At 43.0% G+C, this 19,233-nt stretch carries 12 protein-coding genes and 1 tRNA gene; 5 read left to right on the forward strand and 8 right to left on the reverse strand.

Annotated features, from left to right (window positions below; translation table 11 throughout):
- Window positions 1-195: 195 nt before the first annotated feature.
- The 3 genes from argG to ychF all read right to left on the reverse strand — a co-directional run bounded on the left by argG (window position 196) and on the right by ychF (window position 4,397).
- Window positions 196-1,548 carry an argininosuccinate synthase gene (argG, locus tag H3T84_RS00545; protein WP_084563499.1) on the reverse strand — a complete coding sequence of 451 codons (1,353 nt, stop codon included), beginning with the start codon at window positions 1,546-1,548 and terminating at the stop codon, window positions 196-198.
- Window positions 1,549-1,588: 40 nt separating this feature from the next.
- Entirely contained in the window at window positions 1,589-2,854 is a 1,266-nt protein-coding gene (tyrS, locus tag H3T84_RS00550; RefSeq protein WP_084553843.1) for a tyrosine--tRNA ligase, read from the reverse strand.
- A 451-nt stretch (window positions 2,855-3,305) separates the two neighbouring features.
- Complete coding sequence (ychF, locus tag H3T84_RS00555) at window positions 3,306-4,397, reverse strand: redox-regulated ATPase YchF (protein WP_041878992.1); 1,092 nt, start codon at window positions 4,395-4,397, stop codon at window positions 3,306-3,308.
- A 262-nt stretch (window positions 4,398-4,659) separates the two neighbouring features.
- Here ychF and H3T84_RS00560 point away from each other — a divergent pair.
- Window positions 4,660-4,736, forward strand: a tRNA-Met gene (locus H3T84_RS00560).
- Between the two features lie 230 nt (window positions 4,737-4,966).
- Here H3T84_RS00560 and cysE read toward each other — a convergent pair.
- From cysE to sppA, 4 genes are all read right to left on the reverse strand, one after another.
- Window positions 4,967-5,761: a serine O-acetyltransferase gene (gene cysE / locus H3T84_RS00565; protein ID WP_025331328.1), complete on the reverse strand. Its 795-nt coding sequence runs from the start codon at window positions 5,759-5,761 to the stop codon at window positions 4,967-4,969.
- A 29-nt stretch (window positions 5,762-5,790) separates the two neighbouring features.
- Complete coding sequence (gene rng / locus H3T84_RS00570; RefSeq protein WP_174833925.1) at window positions 5,791-7,287, reverse strand: ribonuclease G; 1,497 nt, start codon at window positions 7,285-7,287, stop codon at window positions 5,791-5,793.
- Between the two features lie 217 nt (window positions 7,288-7,504).
- The gene (locus H3T84_RS00575) at window positions 7,505-8,575 is read right to left on the reverse strand and encodes a quinone-dependent dihydroorotate dehydrogenase (RefSeq protein WP_174833924.1); all 1,071 of its coding nucleotides are present in this window, start codon (window positions 8,573-8,575) and stop codon (window positions 7,505-7,507) included.
- Between the two features lie 295 nt (window positions 8,576-8,870).
- The gene (gene sppA / locus H3T84_RS00580; RefSeq protein WP_198217107.1) at window positions 8,871-9,830 is read right to left on the reverse strand and encodes a signal peptide peptidase SppA; all 960 of its coding nucleotides are present in this window, start codon (window positions 9,828-9,830) and stop codon (window positions 8,871-8,873) included.
- Between the two features lie 461 nt (window positions 9,831-10,291).
- On the opposite strand from sppA, the gene H3T84_RS00585 reads away from it, so the two are divergent.
- Entirely contained in the window at window positions 10,292-11,935 is a 1,644-nt protein-coding gene (locus H3T84_RS00585) for a dihydroxyacetone kinase subunit DhaK (RefSeq protein ID WP_174833922.1), read from the forward strand.
- 166 nt (window positions 11,936-12,101) lie between these two features.
- The gene (gene galU, locus H3T84_RS00590) at window positions 12,102-12,983 is read left to right on the forward strand and encodes a UTP--glucose-1-phosphate uridylyltransferase GalU (protein ID WP_198217110.1); all 882 of its coding nucleotides are present in this window, start codon (window positions 12,102-12,104) and stop codon (window positions 12,981-12,983) included.
- A 31-nt stretch (window positions 12,984-13,014) separates the two neighbouring features.
- Here galU and H3T84_RS00595 read toward each other — a convergent pair whose 3' ends face one another.
- Window positions 13,015-14,007, reverse strand: a complete 993-nt coding sequence (locus H3T84_RS00595; RefSeq protein ID WP_198217112.1) for an RluA family pseudouridine synthase — start codon at window positions 14,005-14,007, stop codon at window positions 13,015-13,017.
- Between the two features lie 565 nt (window positions 14,008-14,572).
- Between H3T84_RS00595 and H3T84_RS00600 the strand changes: the two genes are divergently transcribed.
- Window positions 14,573-17,329 carry an Rne/Rng family ribonuclease gene (locus H3T84_RS00600; protein WP_198217114.1) on the forward strand — a complete coding sequence of 919 codons (2,757 nt, stop codon included), beginning with the start codon at window positions 14,573-14,575 and terminating at the stop codon, window positions 17,327-17,329.
- A 501-nt stretch (window positions 17,330-17,830) separates the two neighbouring features.
- Window positions 17,831-19,036 (forward strand): porin, encoded by a 1,206-nt coding sequence (locus tag H3T84_RS00605; RefSeq protein ID WP_198217116.1) that lies wholly within the window; start codon window positions 17,831-17,833, stop codon window positions 19,034-19,036.
- Window positions 19,037-19,233: the final 197 nt, after the last annotated feature.

Below are 19,233 nucleotides of genomic sequence, written 5' to 3' on the forward strand. Positions count from 1 at the left end.
AAAAGGCATTGATTTTACGATCTGATGATCATTTAGCATATATTGACTCTGATACAGCCGAGGCTACTATTGCTATGGGTTTGTTCTTTGATAAATATTTAAATACGTATTATTTATTGTTGCAATTCATTTTTGAATAAAATAAAAAAACCGGATAATAAATTAGTATTATCCAGTTCTAGAAATGATAGATTTTTATAAGATATCTTTTTTATCAGTTAACTGAGGTAGCAGTGCATCCTGACTTACTGATAATAGCCCGCTCTGAGTATATATACCCAATTTGTTGCGGGTATCGATAATATCCAGATTACGCATGGTAAGTTGGCCGATACGGTCAGCAGGGGAAAAGGCAGCATTATCTACTTTTTCCATGCTTAACCGCTCCGGCTGATAAGTAAGATTGGATGATTCGGTATTGAGAATAGAGTAATCATTACCGCGGCGTAATTCCAGCGTAACTTCACCGGTAATAGCTTTGGCTACCCAGCGTTGCGCAGTTTCACGCAGCATGAGCGCCTGTGAATCAAACCAGCGTCCCTGATACAGCAGTCTGCCCAGACGCAGACCATTAATGCGGTACTGTTCAATCGTATCCTCGTTATGGATGCCGGTAAGCAGGCGTTCATAGGCAATATGCAGCAATGCCATTGCCGGTGCTTCATAAATACCGCGTGATTTAGCCTCAATAATACGATTTTCAATCTGATCTGTCATGCCAAGACCATGTCGGCCGCCAATACGGTTGGCTTCCAGAATCAGCTCTACCGGATCATGGTATTCAACACCATTTAAAGCCACCGGTACACCTTCTGCAAACCGCACACTTACTTCTTCAGTCGGAATGTTTACCTGTTCATCCCAGAAAGCCACGCCCATAATCGGCTGTACGATTTTCATGCTGCTATTGAGCATTTCCAGATCTTTAGCTTCATGGGTAGCACCGAGCATATTGGAGTCGGTTGAGTAGGCTTTTTCAACAGACATTTTATAGTCAAAACCCTGAGCAATCAGAAATTCAGACATTTCATGCCGCCCGCCCAGCTCATCAATAAACTGTTGATCCAGCCATGGCTTGTAGATGCGTAAAGCCGGATTGGTTAACAGCCCGTAGCGATAAAAGCGTTCAATATCATTGCCTTTATAGGTAGAACCATCACCCCATATATGTACATCATCTTCTTTCATTGCGGCTACCAGCATTGTGCCGGTAACAGCCCTTCCCAGCGGAGTAGTATTAAAATAAGGCATGCCACCCGTATGTACATGGAATGCTCCGCTTTGTATTGCAGCAATACCTTCATGCGCCAGCTGTGTGCGACAATCAATCAGACGGGCTTTTTGAGCTCCGTATTCGAGTGCTTTTTGCGGAATAGCATCATAATCATCTTCATCAGGCTGTCCCAGATTAGCTGTATAGGCATAAGGTAAAGCGCCCTTCAGTTTCATCCAGAGTAATGCTGTAGAGGTATCCAGTCCGCCGGAAAAAGCAATGCCAACTTTTTCGCCAACGGGTAGGTGTTGCAGAATAGTGCTGTGGTTACTCATATTAACTCCCTTGAGTGATGTATTCGCAAAAAATGAAAATTTATTGCCATACCAGTAGTGCATGGTTGCGTTTACCGCGCCGCAAAATGGTGTAGTGCCCGAAACGTTTGTCATCGCTGCTGAATACGTAATCAGCACTGTCAATTTTTTGCCCGTTAACCATGACTGCTCCCTGACTGATAAAGCCACGTGCTTCATTATTGGATTTGGCCAGTGACGCAGTAGTTAAGGCCTGCACGATATTGATGGATTCAGTAACCGGAAATGCAGGTAAGCCATCCAGAGATAATTGCTGAAAATCGCTTTCAGTAAGTGCACTCTGATCTTCGGCAAACAGGCTGGCAGAAATACGCTGTGCTGCAGCCAGAGCTTCTTCACCATGAATCAGTCGGGTCATTTCCTCTGCCAGAATGCGCTGTGCCTGTGGCTTACTGCCACTGGCCTGATCGCTGGCTTCAATGGCCTCTATCTCTGCCACACTGAGGAAAGTAAAATATTTGAGGAATTTATATACATCCGCATCAGCAACTTTTAACCAGAACTGATAGAACTGGTAAGGAGAGGTTTTTTCTGCACTCAGCCAGACTGCACCACCTTCGGTTTTACCAAATTTAGTTCCGTCCGCTTTAGTCACCAGTGGCAGTGTCAAACCATAAACGGTAGCCTGATGTAGCCGGCGGGAGAGGTCAATCCCTCCGGTGATATTACCCCACTGATCAGAACCGCCGATTTGCAATACGGCACCGTGGCGGCGATACAGTTCAGCAAAATCGTAACCCTGAAGCAGAGCATAGGCAAATTCGGTAAATGAAATACCTACATCATCACGGCTTAGACGCTGTTTTACTGATTCTTTGTTCAGCATGGCATTTACAGAAAAATGTTTGCCGATATCGCGCAGAAAATCCAGACAATTCATGCTGCCGAACCAGTCAAAATTATTTGCCATAATGGCAGCATTGTCACCACTGAAGCTAAGGAAAGGTTGTAGTTGCGCGCGTATCTTGGCTACCCAGTTCTGCACGGTTTCTAAAGTGTTGAGCGAACGTTCCTGTGCCTTGAAGCTCGGATCACCAATCATACCGGTAGCACCTCCTACCAGCGCGATTGGTGTATGTCCGGCCAGTTGAAAGCGGCGTAAAACCAGAATAGGTAACAGGTGACCGATATGTAGACTGTCGGCTGTCGGGTCGAAACCACAGTACAGAGTAATTTTCTTTTCGTTTAATAATGTATCAAGAGCCTGTGCATCAGTGGTTTGAGCTATCAGGCCTCGTTGCTGTAAGTCGTGAACAACGCTGGTCATGGTTGGATTTTGTTCTTTCAAATTAAATAAATTAGCTAAAATTAAGTTTGTCTGGCTCAGACTGCACATAAAAACATAATAGCAAATATCATATTTTTGCTGGTTTTGGCTGATTAGTCTGTTTTAGCGCCTAATAATGATGCATTATTTTACACGATTTGTTTATTGCTGCATTTGTGGTTGTAATAAATTGATAATTCATTAGTTTGGTAATGGTCGGAAATACTTTATCAGTTTCTGTTTATAAATAGACACAGTGATATTTATAATAGGTAAATCATATGGATAACCAATATCAAAGCTGATATTTATTGGTTGCTGGCAGATGGTTTAGATAACCGAACCGAGAGGGTTCGATATGTCAGGCTAAAAAATAAATTTATTATTAACCGAAATGCATAAACCAGCTATATTCTGGATAAGAATATAGCTGGTTTAAAGAGATTAATGGTTATACGTTAAACAGGAAATGAATTACATCACCATCATTTACGATGTATTCCTTGCCTTCAGCACGCATTTTACCGGCCTCTTTAGCTTTGGCTTCACCTCCGCAGGCAATGAAATCTTCGTAAGCAATAACCTGAGCACGGATAAAACCACGTTCAAAATCGGTATGAATAACACCGGCAGCCTGAGGGGCAGTATCGCCTTTATGGATGGTCCATGCTCTGACTTCCTGAACGCCGGCAGTAAAATAGGTTTGCAAACCGAGTAAGTCGTAGCCGGCGCGAATCAGTCGATTCAGACCCGGTTCTTTTAAACCCATTTCTTGCAGAAATTCGGCTTTATCAGCCTCATCCAGATCGGCAATTTCGCTTTCCATTGCTGCACATAGTGCAACAACAGGTGCATTTTCCTGTGCCGCCAGTTGTTGTAGGCGTTCCAGATGCGGGTTGTTATCAAAGCCATCTTCAGCAACGTTGGCTACGTACATTGCCGGTTTTACAGTAAGCAGACATAAAGGTTTAATCAGTGCCAGCTCATCCTTATCCAGCCCTGCCGAGCGTACGGGTTTACCTTCAAGCAGATGTTGCTGTAAGCGTTCCAGAATGGCTACCAGTTTTTGTGCTTCTTTATCACCGGATTTGGCTTTCTTGCTTTCGCGTATGATGGTTTTTTCTACACTGGCCAAATCTGCAAGTGCCAGCTCGGTACCAATGACTTCAATATCCGAAATCGGATCTACCTTTCCGGAAACATGCACAATGTTATCATCATCAAAGCAGCGCACAACGTTTACGATGGCATCAGTTTCACGGATATTAGCGAGAAACTGATTACCCAGACCTTCGCCTTTACTGGCTCCGGCTACCAGCCCGGCAATATCGACAAATTCAACGATGGCCGGCTGGGTTCGTTTGGGATTAACGATTTTAGCCAGCTCTTCCATGCGATCATCCGGCACTTCAACAATACCGACATTAGGCTCAATAGTGCAGAAAGGATAATTGGCAGCTTCAATACCAGACTGGGTAAGGGCGTTAAACAGGGTAGATTTGCCTACATTGGGCAAACCCACAATGCCACATTTCAAACTCATGATATTCCTTGAAAACAGGCGATATTTAAAAATGGCTGAATTGTATCATAAAGCATGCAGATACCTGTGCCAAACCGGTAAAACACTGTGTTATTCTCCTTTAAATGCGCATTTATCGCTCTTTAAACGCCAGATAAATACTATATGAATTGAAGTCATATAAAATGATTTATAAAAACAATAAAATAAAAATTTTTTCTTTTTGAGTGCTTGCATAATCAGAAAAATATCGTATAATTGCGTCTCTCTTGAAATGAGATGCGGCGAATTAGCTCAGTCGGTTAGAGCAGAGGAATCATAATCCTTGTGTCCGGGGTTCGAATCCCTGATTCGCCACCAAATAAATCGCAAACTCTGGTTGAGTTTGCGTTTTTTATTATCTATGTTATTTTATACATATAGCATATAATTTGATTGTCCTGACTGTTTCCTGCGCAGATGTTTTCTGGATTTATTGGTAAACTGTAAAATACAGGCAGCTGTTTATTTAGCTGCCTGTCATCTTAAATACAGATTTATGTTGAATTTTCTGATTAACATTAACTATTGTGTACTTCTGCTTATTCAAATTAAATTCTTTGATCCATTTCCTGAGCAGGACTTTCATGATTATCTGTTTTGCTGATAACGCGCGCAGGTACGCCTACTACTGTTGAATATTCCGGAACATCATTAACTACGACACTGCCGGCACCTACTTTGGCGCAGGTATGTACACGAATATTGCCTAATACGGAGGCATTGGCTCCGATCATGACACCGTCACTGATTTTCGGATGCCTGTCACCGCTTTGTTTACCGGAGCCACCCAGAGTAACACCGTGTAACAGCGAAATATTATTACCCAGCACCGCTGTTTCGCCAATAACCACACCCGTACCGTGGTCAATCATAATTCCATAGCCCATTGAAGCAGCCGGATGGATATCAACTCCTAAAACTTCTGAAGCACGATTTTGTAAAAAATAGGCTAGAGTATGGCGATTCTGTTGCCAGAGCCAGTGGTTAATGCGATGGGTCTGTATGGCGTGAAAACCTTTGTAATACAATAATGGTAAACTATAGGTTTCACAGGCGGGATCGCGTTCATAATAGGCAACAATATCTGCCAGGGCTGCATGAATAATAGAAGTATCCTGATGTAAGGCCTCCAGATAAATCTCGAATAATGCCCGCGCATCCATTACAGCACTGGACATTTTGGTAGACAGATGAAAGGCCAGCATGCGGGCAAAATTTTTATGGCGTAATACACTCAAGTGCAGAAAACTGGCCAGTATAGGTTCATTGCTGACTGCTATTTCGGTTTCATGACGAATGGTTTGCCACAGGTTTTCAGCCTGAGCAGCATCAGGTAAATTCATATGTTTAATTTCTCGTTTGCAGATTAAATTTATTGAATCACAATATCATATTGTTCCTGAGTGTAAGTGGTTTCTACTGCCAGAGCAATCGGCTTGTCAATAAAATCACTTAGCATTTTCAAAGAATCGGCTTCCTCATCCAGAAATAAATCTATGACGCTGGGAGAGGCTAGTATGCGCAATTGCTTAATATCAGGACGACGTGATTCGCATACTATTTCGCGCAAAATCTCATAGCACATAGTTTGTGCTGTTTTGATGCGACCACGCCCCTGACAGACAGGACAGGGTTCACACAGTATCTGGGTCAGATTTTCCCGGGTACGTTTGCGTGTTAGCTCTACCAGACCTAAACTGGTAAAACCGTTAAGTGTAACGCGGGTACGGTCGTAGGCCAGCGCTTGAGCCAGCTCGGTCAGAATTTCCTGCTGGTGTGTTTCGTTGGTCATATCGATAAAATCAATAATGATAATTCCCCCCAGATTGCGTAAACGCAGTTCACGTGCAATCACATGGCAGGCTTCCAGATTGGTTTTAAAGATAGTTTCTTCAAAATTGCGTGCGCCGACAAAACCGCCCGTATTTACATCAATGGTAGTCATAGCTTCTGTCGGCTCAATAATAATATAACCGCCAAAATCCAGATTCACCCGTGGTTGCAGAGAGCGGTTAATTTTGGCTTCGATATTGTATTTTTCAAATAACGGACAATCATCCTTAAATAATTGCAATTTATCCAGTGCACCCTGAGAATAATTCGTGGCAAATTCGTGCATGCGTTGATAATGGCTGGTTGAATCCACAATAATGTGATTGATATTGTCACTGTACATATCACGCAATACACGTAAACTCAGGGGTAAATCCTGATACAGTAATGTTTCAGGCGGACAGGTTTTGGATAGTTGCTGAATATGCTGCCATCGCTTGGTCAGATAATTGATATCAGCCTGCAATTCTGCATCAGTCGCATTTTCGGCACTGGTACGGATAATATAGCCATGTGCAGCATCTGCCGGTAACAGATTTTCCAGCCGCTCACGTAACTGGTTGCGTTCCTCTTCGTCTTCAATACGCTGTGAGATGCCGATATGCTCATCCTGGGGCAGATATACGAGAAAACGGCCTGCCAGTGATATCTGCGTAGACAGACGTGCGCCTTTAGTATTAATCGGGTCTTTGATGACCTGTACAACAATTGGCTGTCCTTCATGCAGCGTGTGTTCAATACGCTGAATCTGCTCTGGTTGCTGACGCTGCTCGAGTACATCGACAATATGCAGAAAAGCGGCACGTTCCAGCCCGATATCAATAAAGGCACTTTGCATACCGGGTAATACACGGCGCACCACACCCAGATAAATATTGCCTACCAGACCATGGCCGCAATTACGTTCAATATGAATTTCACACAACGTATTTTCTTCTATTACGGCTACTCTGGTTTCTTGCGGAGTAATATTTACCAGTACCGTTTCAGCCGGCCGCTGAATATCCTTCGGCAGCGATATGTCGCTGTTATGCATGATGGAGCTTTCAATTTAATCAAATCACTTTGTGTAGTCTCCGTCTGTACAGATAAAAACTGTACAAAGTAATCTGGTCTGTTTGTATAGTGCGACTGACATCATAGCGCAGGCAAGAGTTCCCTGCCAAACGCAGTTGCATAAAGTTTTCTGACAAAGTAGTCTGCTAATAAATATAAAAACTTAAATTAGTAGTATTTATGTAATAGCACACCCGTTATTTTAACCGTGAGCAGCTCTTGATACATTCGGCAACTAACTGAGGACCACGAAAAATCAGACCTGAATATAACTGGACGGCGGCAGCACCAAGACGGATTTTTTCTGCAGCATCCGCTCCGGTTATAATACCCCCTGTACCGATAAGCGGAATTTGCGAATTAATGTGTGCAGATAACTGATTCAGAACATAATTACTCTGTGTCTGTACGGGATGACCAGACAACCCGCCAGTTTCCTGAGCAAATTTATGCGTACCCAGAGTAGTTCTGTCTATAGTGGTATTAGTGGCAATAATTCCGTCTATTTGTGTATTCAGTGCAACCTCTGCAATGGCTTCAATTTGCTCTTCATCCAGATCGGGAGCAATTTTGATGGCAATAGGCACATAGCGGCTTTGCTGAGTAGCCAGCTGAGCTTGACGGTTTTTCAGATGGTTCAATAATCTGTCCAGCTCTCCGGCACTTTGCAGACTGCGTAAATCACGTGTGTTAGGTGAAGAAATATTAACAGTGACATAACTGGCATGCGGATAGGCTTTTTCCAGACAAATCAGATAATCATCCACTGCTTTTTCAATCGGTGTGGCAGCATTTTTGCCAATATTAATTCCCAATATGCCGCGATATCTACTATTTGCAATATTATTGATTAAAGTATCAATACCATAATTGTTAAAGCCCATACGATTAATAATTGCCTGTTGCTTTGGTAATCTGAATAATCGTGGCTTAGGATTGCCTGCCTGAGGTAGCGGTGTCACAGTGCCTACTTCTATAAAGCCAAATCCCAGCATAGCAAGTGCATCAATATATTCACCATTTTTATCCAGACCGGCAGCCAGTCCTACAGGATTGGGGAGCGTTAGTCCCATCAGTGTTGTGGTATTGTTGATATTGTTGTCAGGCAAAATACCATTGGTATTTTTCTGCATGAATGAGAAGTTTGGTTTGCATCCCAGTAAAAAACCACAATGATAACGATGTAACCATAGCAGCGATTTTAAAGTCAGGTAATGGGCTGTTTCAGGATCCAGTCTGAATAATAATGGTTTAATAATAGGATACATGATGTTGATATTGGGAAAAGGGTGAAATATTATAACCAACAACATGGTCAAATCGAATGGAAAATCATTAAATTCGGTATGTGCAGGTGAAATAAATCATTTAATTAAAAATGGTACAGAATACACAAATTAATTAAAGCCGCTGCTGCAGAATATTTTGTGTTTTGTACTACCAGTGTTTTCACCTAATGCTATATAACAATATACCCGTTTATGGTTCCGTAATTTAGAGCAGGAAATATAAACGGGCATAATAATCAGAAAATCTGTTCATTATTGCGGTTATAGCCGGATATCACCATGGTTTGTCAGCCATACCCTGAAAATTCTGTTGTAATGTGCTGCCTATGCTTCGTCCGAAGCGTTTCCAGCTGGTTTCAGCAGTGTAATCTACCAGTTCCGGAGCTTCAATAACATCGCGGGCAACTGTGTAAATATTGCCAAAATCATCTACTAGTCCGACTGCTTTGGCTTCTTCACCGGTATAGGCACGACCGCTGAATATGTCTGGATTGTCAGCAACTTTTAACCGGTCGCCACGCCCCTGCTGCACCGCCTGAATGAATTGTTTATGAATACTGCTTAACATTTGTTGCCAGATTTCCGCCTGTTCCGGGGTTTCCGGCACAAATGGATCGCCCATATCTTTATTGTTGCCGGCTATTTTTACCCGGCGTTTAATTCCAAGTTTGTCAATCAGACCTGTAAAGTCAAAACTGCTGCCAATAACACCGATACTGCCGACAAGGCTGGACGGATCTGCATAAATTTTATCTGCAGCACTGGCAATGTAATAACAACCGGAGGCACACATATCCTCAGTTACAACATATAAAGGTATCTTCGGATGTTCTGCTTTCAGATAACGGATTTCTTCATAGGCAATACTGGAAATCACCGGTGAACCGCCCGGGCTGTTGGCACGAATGATAATGCCTTTAACATTTTTATTCTCATAAGCTGCATTCAGGCTTTTACGTAATAATTCTGCCTGATTATTCTCACTACTGATTACGCCATCCAGATCAATAACTGCGGTATGCGGACTATCGGTGGTTGAAGATCCCATCGCTGCTATAATAATAAAGACAATAATGCACAGCCAGAGTAACCGCCAGGCCCAGCGCCAGATTCGATTGCGCCGTTGTTCGCGGTATACCTCAAGTAACAGCTTCTCCAGCATGCTACGTTCCCAATTGCTATTTTCCTCGGGATTACCATTTGCCGGTTCTGATTTATTAATTTTGATTGTCATTTGGTTTATTCTCTGCTTTTAGTTTTGATATCCGGCAAATCTGATTCTGCCAGCTTTGTTTATTTTGCAAACTGGTTTATATCTGAAATCAGGCCACAATCAAATTATATCTGAATTAATATTTATGTATGTTCTTATCGATTAAGAATTCGGGTCAAGCTTTATCCGTATCAACGTCTACATTATAATTATAATAGTGCAGTCATCAGCCTGCCAGTATCAGTAAATTATGCAGCGAGTAATAGAATAAAATAATACAAAAATGATGGGTCATGTTGTATCAGAGACTAGTCTTTGAATTTATAGATTGAATTTATACATTGTGCAGAAAATTTAAAAGCAGGTTGTTTGTGCAGACTTTCATTTACTTTAAAGATTAAATCGACTAACCCGGTTGATGTATATAGTTGATATTCAGCATTATTTATGTTTCTCATTTGTTAATTAAAACTTGGAAAATCATGTCCAGATTCTTTTTTAATGACCGTAAACAACTGGTCAATGAAGCGATTGAGGGTTTAGTCATTTCCGCGCCTCAGGGCAATCTTGTCAGACTGGATACAGATCCGGCAATACGGGTAGTGATGCGTAGTGACTGGGATAAAAGCCGGGTAGCCGTTATTTCCGGCGGAGGCTCCGGTCATGAACCCGCACATGCTGGTTTTGTTGGCAAAGGTATGTTAACAGCAGCTGTGTGCGGAGATTTATTTGCTTCGCCCAGCGTCGATGCAGTATTTAATGCAATTGTGGCGGTAACGGGGGAACAAGGCTGTTTATTAATTGTCAAAAATTATACCGGAGACCGGCTGAATTTCGGGCTGGCGGCAGAAAAGGCTAAAAGTCATGGGCTAAACGTAGAGATGGTAATCGTTGCCGATGATATTTCATTGCCGGAAAACAGACAGCCCCGCGGTATTGCCGGTACAGTACTAGTGCATAAAATAGCAGGTTATGCAGCAGAAGAAGGTAAATCCCTGACTCAGGTACGCGAGATAGCACAGCAAGCCTGTGACAATCTGTATAGTTTGGGTGTCGCTATGCAGACCTGTAATTTGCCGGACAATACGGAAGAAAAGCGAATTAAAGCCGGACAGGTTGAACTGGGACTGGGTATTCATGGTGAGCCGGGCGCTTCAATAGTGGATACGCACAACAGCAGAATGCTGATCGATACACTGGTTCAGGCATTATCGAAGTCAGCCGGATCAGGTCGTTTTGCTGTTTTAATTAATAATCTGGGTGGTGTATCTGCCCTGGAAATGGCTGTACTGACACGCGAGCTAGCGCATTCAGCCATTAGTAAACAAACTGATTTACTGATTGGTCCTGCCTCACTGGTTACCTCATTGGATATGAAAGGTTTTTCACTTTCGTTGCTTAAGCTGAACGATTACTTCAGCAAGGCGCTGAATGCGCCCGTAGAAACACAGGGATGGCAGAAACCCGTGGTTTTACAGCCCTTAAAAACCGTAGTATGTGAAACCGAATATAAACAGTCTGCTTATATTCCGTCTGAAAACGCTCAGGCAGCAGAATGTATCACAGTCATTACAGATACACTGATCCGGCTAGAAAATCAGCTTAATGCTCTCGATGCAAAAGTAGGTGATGGCGATACCGGAAGTACATTTGCTCATGCTGCGCATGCTATTGCCCGGCAGCTAGCACAAAAACATTTACCGTTAAATGATTTACCTCAACTGTTGTTGTGTATTGGCGAGCGACTGTCTGTTGTCATGGGTGGTTCAAGCGGGGTATTGATGTCGATTTTTTTCACCGCTGCCGGTCAGAAATTACAGACAGGCGGTACACTGGCAGAAGCATTATTAACCGGGCTGGCTCAAATGAAACATTATGGCGGTGCAGATATAGGTGACCGAACTTTAATCGATGCACTGCAACCGGCATTAATTGCATGGCAGAAACAGGGTTTTTCCGCAGCAATACCGGCAGCCAGAGAGGGTGCGGAAAAAACTGCTGATATGCATAAAGCCGGAGCAGGGCGCTCATCTTATGTTAATCAGCAAAATCTCGCCGGAGTGGCTGATCCGGGTGCAGTAGCGGTAGCTGAGGTATTGACTGCACTGAGTAAGCTGCAAGCTTAAGAACATCAGATTGTTACTTTTAAATTTATTTTTATTAGGAATAATAAATCGATAATATCCCTGATGGATTGTCAGTCAAGTTAATCGGATAATTATCTGCATTTATTTTTTATATTACATATATTTTATATTTGTATAACGATTTCAACAGAATGGAAAAAATTAAATGAAAGCTGTGATTCCTGTGGCTGGTTTTGGCACACGTATGTTACCGGCCACAAAAGCCATTCCTAAAGAAATGCTGACCGTAGCCGATAAACCCTTAATTCAATATATCGTTCAAGAATGTGCGGCAGCAGGAATTAATGAAATTGTTCTCGTTAATCATGCATCTAAAACTGCTATAGAAAACCATTTTGATACGGCTTTTGAGCTGGAAACACAGTTACAGAGTAAAGGTAAAACGGCTTTACTGAGTGAAACGCGTAGTGTATTGCCCAATGGAATGCAAATCATTCAGGTACGTCAGAGTGAAGCTAAAGGTTTGGGACATGCTATCTTGTGTGCACGTTCTGTGATTGGTGATGAACCATTTGCGGTATTGCTGTCTGATGTACTGATCGATGAAAATACCTGTAATCTGTCCACAGATAATCTGGCAGCAATGCTAAAACAGTTCCGGAATACACAGCGCAGCCAGATTATGGTTGAACGTGTGCCGATGAGTGAGGTTAATAAATATGGCATTGTCGATTGTAATAGTCAGCAGGCTGATTCCGGAAACAGCATCAGTATGAGTGCTATTGTGGAAAAACCGGCGACCGGACAGGCTCCATCTGATCTGGCTGTGGTTGGCCGCTATGTGCTTTCAGCTGCTATCTGGCCTTTGCTGGAAAAAACCTTACCCGGTGCAGGAGGCGAGATTCAGCTTACTGATGCCATTGCTGCCCTGATGCAGCATGAAGCTGTAGATGCTTTTGTGATTCAGGGCTGTTCACATGATTGCGGAGACAAACTTGGCTATATGAAAACATTCATTGAATATAGTCTGCGCCATCATCAGTGTGGTTCTCAACTCAAACAGTGGCTGCAAAAGCAAGCATTCTAATGCAGGCAAATACGGATATAAGCATCAATTATCATTTGCCGGGTACTATTGGTAAATGACTCAGGAATAGCTGCAGATCATCCGGTAAAGGAGCGGTAAGCTGTAAAATATCGCCACTAACCGGATGAGCCAGCGTTAATTCAGCAGCATGTAAAAACATTCTTTTCAGCCCGGCTTTTTGCAGGCGCTTATTTATCTGATAATCACCATAACGCTCATCTCCGGCAATAGGGCATGACTGTGATTGCATATGGACACGTATCTGGTGGGTACGGCCTGTTTTAAGTGTCGCTTCCATAAGTGTCAATGCTCTGATTCCCATATGGTGTAATTGCTCACCTGCATAACGCTGCAGTATCCGGAACTGCGTATGCGCCCGTTGTCCTTCCTGCGTGTTGCCGGCGATACGTACCATCTTTTCCCCTTGTGCACCGGTATATTTCAGTAGCGGAAGTTTAACTTGCCGTATATTTTCCGGCCAGTTGCCAATGGCCAGAGCCAGATACACTTTATGCGGATGATTCTGGCGAATTGATTCATGCAGTTTGACCAGTGCACTGCGTTTTTTGGCTATCATCAGCAAGCCGCTGGTATCTTTATCCAGCCTGTGAACCAGCTCCAGATAACGGGATTCAGGGCGGGCGCGGCGCAGTTGCTCAATAACGCCAAAACTAATACCACTGCCGCCATGTACCGCAATACCGGCCGGTTTGTTAATCACAAGTAATACATCATCTTCATACACAACCGTAAATTCCTGAGCAGGAATAGTCAAAGTTGTTGCGGATGGGTATCTGGCAGCAGTACGAATCGGGGGTAAACGAATTTCATCATTGACCTGAATCCGGTCTGTTCCTTTACAGCGCTTTTTGTTCAGACGGACTTCTCCGTTACGGATAATGCGCTGAATATGACTTTTCGGTACTCCTTTTAATTCCCTTATTAAATAATTATCCAGTCTCTGACCGGCGCTTTCTGCACAGACAGATAAAAACTGCACTGAATCTTTGCTTAAAACCGTCATATTGCTTATAATCCGTAAGCTTTTATAAATAAATAAAAGTCATCAGTGGTCATGACCAAATATCGTGTTGGCAGACTGAACTGAACCAAAAATGGCCGCATTTTGCCCGAAGCTGAAAAGTGCCTGAAAGCGCAATTTGGCTGTAAATAATGAAATGTTAACGTATTTACCGGAAAAACGCACTGTTGCAGGCGTATTTCCCCGTGTTGCTGACCAGCCGTCAGCAGCAAGGGTTAGTGATTAAGTTTGACTCCATCAGGTGGCAAGCCACGGCTTCAGACGTGATCAGGCAGGACAAAACCTGAAAACGCAGCCGCTACTGTGCCCGAGCACCTGGCAGAATAACAGAAGAATGGCTACCCCAGTTAAGTGTCCGGTCCATACTGATCGGATACCGGACACACGCTGTTTAGCAGGTATCGTGTGATGCTGAATAGCGGATATGATCTTTACACCTTCTTTATGATGAAAGCCTTTAAGTTTGCCGCGAATGATTTAGTCAGGCAGGGCTATGGGTGTCAAATACTAATTACCACGCCTCGTCAGTGCACATAACGAGGTTCTCATGAAACGAATGTTATTCAACGCTACACAGGCAGAAGAGCTGCGTGTGGCTATTGTGGATGGGCAAAGTCTGCTTGACCTTGACATCGAAACGCTGGGAAAAGAGCAGCGTAAAGGTAATATCTATAAAGGTGTCATTACCCGTATCGAACCTTCTCTGGAAGCATGTTTTGTAGACTATGGCACAGATCGTCATGGTTTTTTACCATTTAAAGAAATCTCACGCAGCTATTTTCAGAATTATGAAGGCGGTCGTGTCCGGATTCAGGATGTACTTACAGAAGGTATAGAAGTCATTGTACAGGTGGAAAAAGATGAGCGCGGTAATAAAGGCGCAGCTCTGACCACTTTTGTCAGTCTGGCCGGGCGCTATCTGGTATTGATGCCGAACAATCCGCGTGGCGGCGGTGTTTCCCGTCGTATTGAAGGAGAAGACCGGCAGGAACTCAAGCAGGCAATGAGTGAGCTTGATACACCGCGCGGAATGAGCCTGATTGCACGTACAGCCGGTATTGGACGCAGTACCGAAGAATTACAGTGGGATCTTAATTATCTGATTCAGTTGTGGCGGGCAATTGAGCAGGCGGCGCAGCAGCATAGTGAACCTTACCTGCTGTTTATGGAAAGTTCCTTACTTATTCGTGCCATTCGCGATTATTTCCAGCCAGATATCGGGGAAATTCTGATTGATTCTCAGGAAGTTTATGATCAGATCCGTGAATTTATGTCTTACGTGATGCCTGCCTATATCAACCGGCTGCGGCATTATACCGATCATATCCCACTGTTTTCCCGTTTTCAGATAGAGCAGCAGATCGAATCTGCATTTTCACGAGAAGTCGCCCTTCCATCCGGAGGAGCGATAGTTATCGACCACACCGAAGCGCTGGTATCCATAGATGTGAACTCTGCCAGAGCAACCCGTGGTGCAGATATTGAAGATACTGCTTTCAAAACCAATATGGAGGCCGCAGAAGAGGTTGCACGACAGATGCGTGTGCGTGACCTGGGCGGACTGGTGGTTATTGACTTCATTGATATGGAGAACAGTAAAAATCAGCGTGATGTAGAAATCACCCTGCGTGAAGCACTGAAAAAAGACCGTGCCCGGGTACAAATGGCTAAATTGTCCCGCTTTGGTTTAATGGAATTATCCAGACAGCGCCTAAAACCATCATTGGGAGAAAGCAGTCATACCATTTGCCCTCGCTGTGCCGGCACTGGTTTTATCCGCAGTATTGAATCAACTGCATTACATATCCTGCGCATCATTCAGGAAGAATCAATGAAAGACAACACAGCCGAAGTACGGGTACAGGTACCGGTGGATGTGGCTACTTTTCTGCTGAATGAAAAACGTGCTGAACTGTTTGGTCTGGAAGAGCGTCTGGATGTATGTGTATTGCTGATTCCGAATATTCATCTGGAAAATCCGCATTACAGCGTGACCCGTGTACGTACCGATAATGTGGAAGAAAATACCGTCCCCAGCTACCATCAGGTACAGGAACCGGAAAATATTGGCGAACTGCCTTTTTCTATTGGTCAGAATAAACCAGTTAAGCCAGAGGCTGCTGTTAAAGGGATTCATCATACTCAGCCTGCCCCGGTTATTGAGAAGACCACTGCAGGTAAAACCGAATCAACAGGTATGTGGAAAAAACTGACCGGCTGGCTGGGTAATCTGCTGGGCGGAAAAGCGGTTGAATCTGCCACGGCAGATCGTGCGGCGGCAGAAAAAACCGTCAAAACCACGCATCAGAAAAAAAATCAGAAATCCCAGACACAAGAACGCCGTCAGGCACGTGCCGGCCGGCTGGCTAAAAATAACAACTCAGCGCAAAAAGCTCAGACTGTAAATGAAGCTAAAACACCGGCCGATTCAGCACTCACCAACCGGTCAGCCAGTGAAAACCGCAACCGGCGTGAAGAAAAGCGTGCCGACAGATATGCGAATGCTCAATCAGATATGTCGGCTGATGCTGCTCAGGAAAAAAGTGGCTTTAAACAGGAACAGAATACTTCGCGCAGACGTCGTCAGCGGGCATCAGGTAAAAATGACACCCCGGTGCAGAATGTAAATACCATTAGTACCACTGACGGAATTCAGGTTAATGATCCCCTGATTATTACCCTGGCGGATACTGAGTCGAAAAATGAACGGCATAAAACACGGCATGACAAAAACAGTCGTCGGCAGAATGGCAAGAAAAAACGCAGTTACATTATCTCTGCCAGGAAAATCAGCCGGAATATTGATATCCGGACCATCACTGCTCAAATACAACTGACTGCAGAGCATGTACTGAATCCTGAAAAAAAACTCAATAACATTGCTGTACCATATTCTGAACCGATCCCTGAAACTGATGATATGATGGTGCAACAAGCAGTAGCACTGGTAGAACAGGCTATTGCCCGGGTTCTTGCGCAGCCAGAGCAGGCGCTGCAGACAGCTGCTGTTGATAAAGCAATCGTTGTGGATACAGAAGCTGTTACCCAGACTAGAGAATCAGATATAACTTCGTCAGAAGTGGCGGTTACGGAGGCAGTGGCAGATATCAATCTAAGCCATATTGCCCGTCAAGGCGGGCTGATACTGGTTGAAACCAATGCAGATAAAGCAGTATTTACCACTAATGCCATTGATACAGTGCAGGAACAGCCTAAATTGCGGCGTAAGGATATTGTGCCGGACAAAGCAGATAATACAATAATCACACCTGCAGCATTGGAACAGATTGAAACCAGGATATAGCAAGATTGATTTATGTCTGATCGTAATCCGTATTTTTGATTCGGATATTTGCTGAATTAAAAACAGTGTTTAATGTTTATAGAATGCGTTAATCTTAAAATGATATCGTTTAATACAGGGAACCGGTCAGAACGAATTTGTAAAAAGCTTGATATAATTGCTAACCGATTAATTCTGTTTTAGTGATTGTTCTGGTTGATTATTGAATTCAGTTATTGTGTTGAAAAACTACAACACATTTAAACGCAGAATGTATTTTATATTAATGTATTATTATTTTTATAATGCATTGAATTTATTGATTAATATAGTTATTTATCTATTGGTTGCCGCTGAAAGGCTGTTGAAAAGTGTTGTGTGTTTGCAAATGAATTTGTTTTTTTGCAACTGAAGCATTATATTAACAGCCATGAAATCGCTAACGCGGCGATTAATGCAAAACTTTAAATGCTTATTAGGTTTTTGAAGTTTGTTTTTTCGACATAGAAAAGGAATACAGCAATGAAAAAAACCCTGATTGCTTTGGCTTTGACCACTTTGCCGGTTGCCGCTATGGCTGAGGTTGTTTTATACGGTCAAGTAAAAGCTGGCTATGAAGCTTTTTCTAATAAGACCACCGGTAATGATCGCGGTCCGTACCAGAATGGTATAGCTGATTATGGTTCACGTATCGGTATTAAAGGTTCTGAAGATCTGGAACATGGCTTGAAAGTTATCTGGCAGGTTGAATCCCGCATTCATTTGGGTAACAGCAATGATGATGGTGATAGCTGGGCAACCCGTGACTCTTTCATAGGTTTGGAAACTCCATATGGTAAGGTTCGTGCTGGTCGCATCAGCAACCAGATGAATGCTAATATGGATGATATTGATACCTGGGAATATAACAATGAAGCACTGGGTCTGGGTAAATTCACCCGTACTGATGCCCGTTATGTAGGTATCGCTTATGATTCTCCGGAATGGGCTGGTTTCAGCTTCAACTTATTGTACTCTCCGCGCGATAATGTAAATGGTTACGATAAGGATCGTAAAGGCGAGCACTTTATTCACTCTGGTGATAAATACAGCTTGGGTTTGAACTACAAAAACTCTGGCTGGTTTGCTAAATACGGTTTTGACTACCTGAAAAATTCTGCTATCCATGTTAACAGTATCACCGAAAATCCTAATACTGGTGATTTGCTAATTAATGCTAGCCGCAAGGATGGTCAGGTACATCGTTTTGAAGGCGGCTATGATGCTAATAACTGGTTTGTAGGTGTTGGATATCAATACACTAAAAATGCTGAATCTTATAATAATCACGTGAATGAACTTGGTGATGAAATTGCAGGGTCAATTGTTTCAATTGCCGGCATCCCCGCTTCAGATTTAAAGTCTGGTGAACATAAAATGGGTATCTCTAATCAAGGTCAGGAAGCTGCTCTGACTGTTGGCTACCATTTTGGTAACATCTTCCCGAAAATTTCCTATGCTCATGGCTGGGATGCTAAAATAAATGGTACTAAAGAGAAAAATACCAAATACGATCAGATCGTAATTGGTGCTGATTATGCTTTCTCTAAACGTACTACTGCAAATGTACAGGCAGGCTGGTTGCGTGAAGGTCGTGGTTACGAGTATGACAGCGTGAAGGATGAGTTTTACAATAATGGTAAAACAAAAACTACCGCTTTCGGCGTTGGTCTGAAACACACTTTCTAATTAGCGCTTAATTCTGATTAATTAGAATTTAAATTTAATCCCTGATTGAATAACAATTCAATCAGGGATTATTTTATAGTGAAAACATGATGTCTGTATAATGAGATAAAATGTAAGCGGGGTTGATTTAAAATTGAATTATTTGGCCAACGATCTTAGTAAGGTTGTGTGCTCAGGCTCTTAAAGAGTAAAGCAGA

It is taken from the genome of Snodgrassella sp. M0110 (assembly GCF_016101465.1).
Lineage (GTDB): Bacteria > Pseudomonadota > Gammaproteobacteria > Burkholderiales > Neisseriaceae > Snodgrassella > Snodgrassella alvi.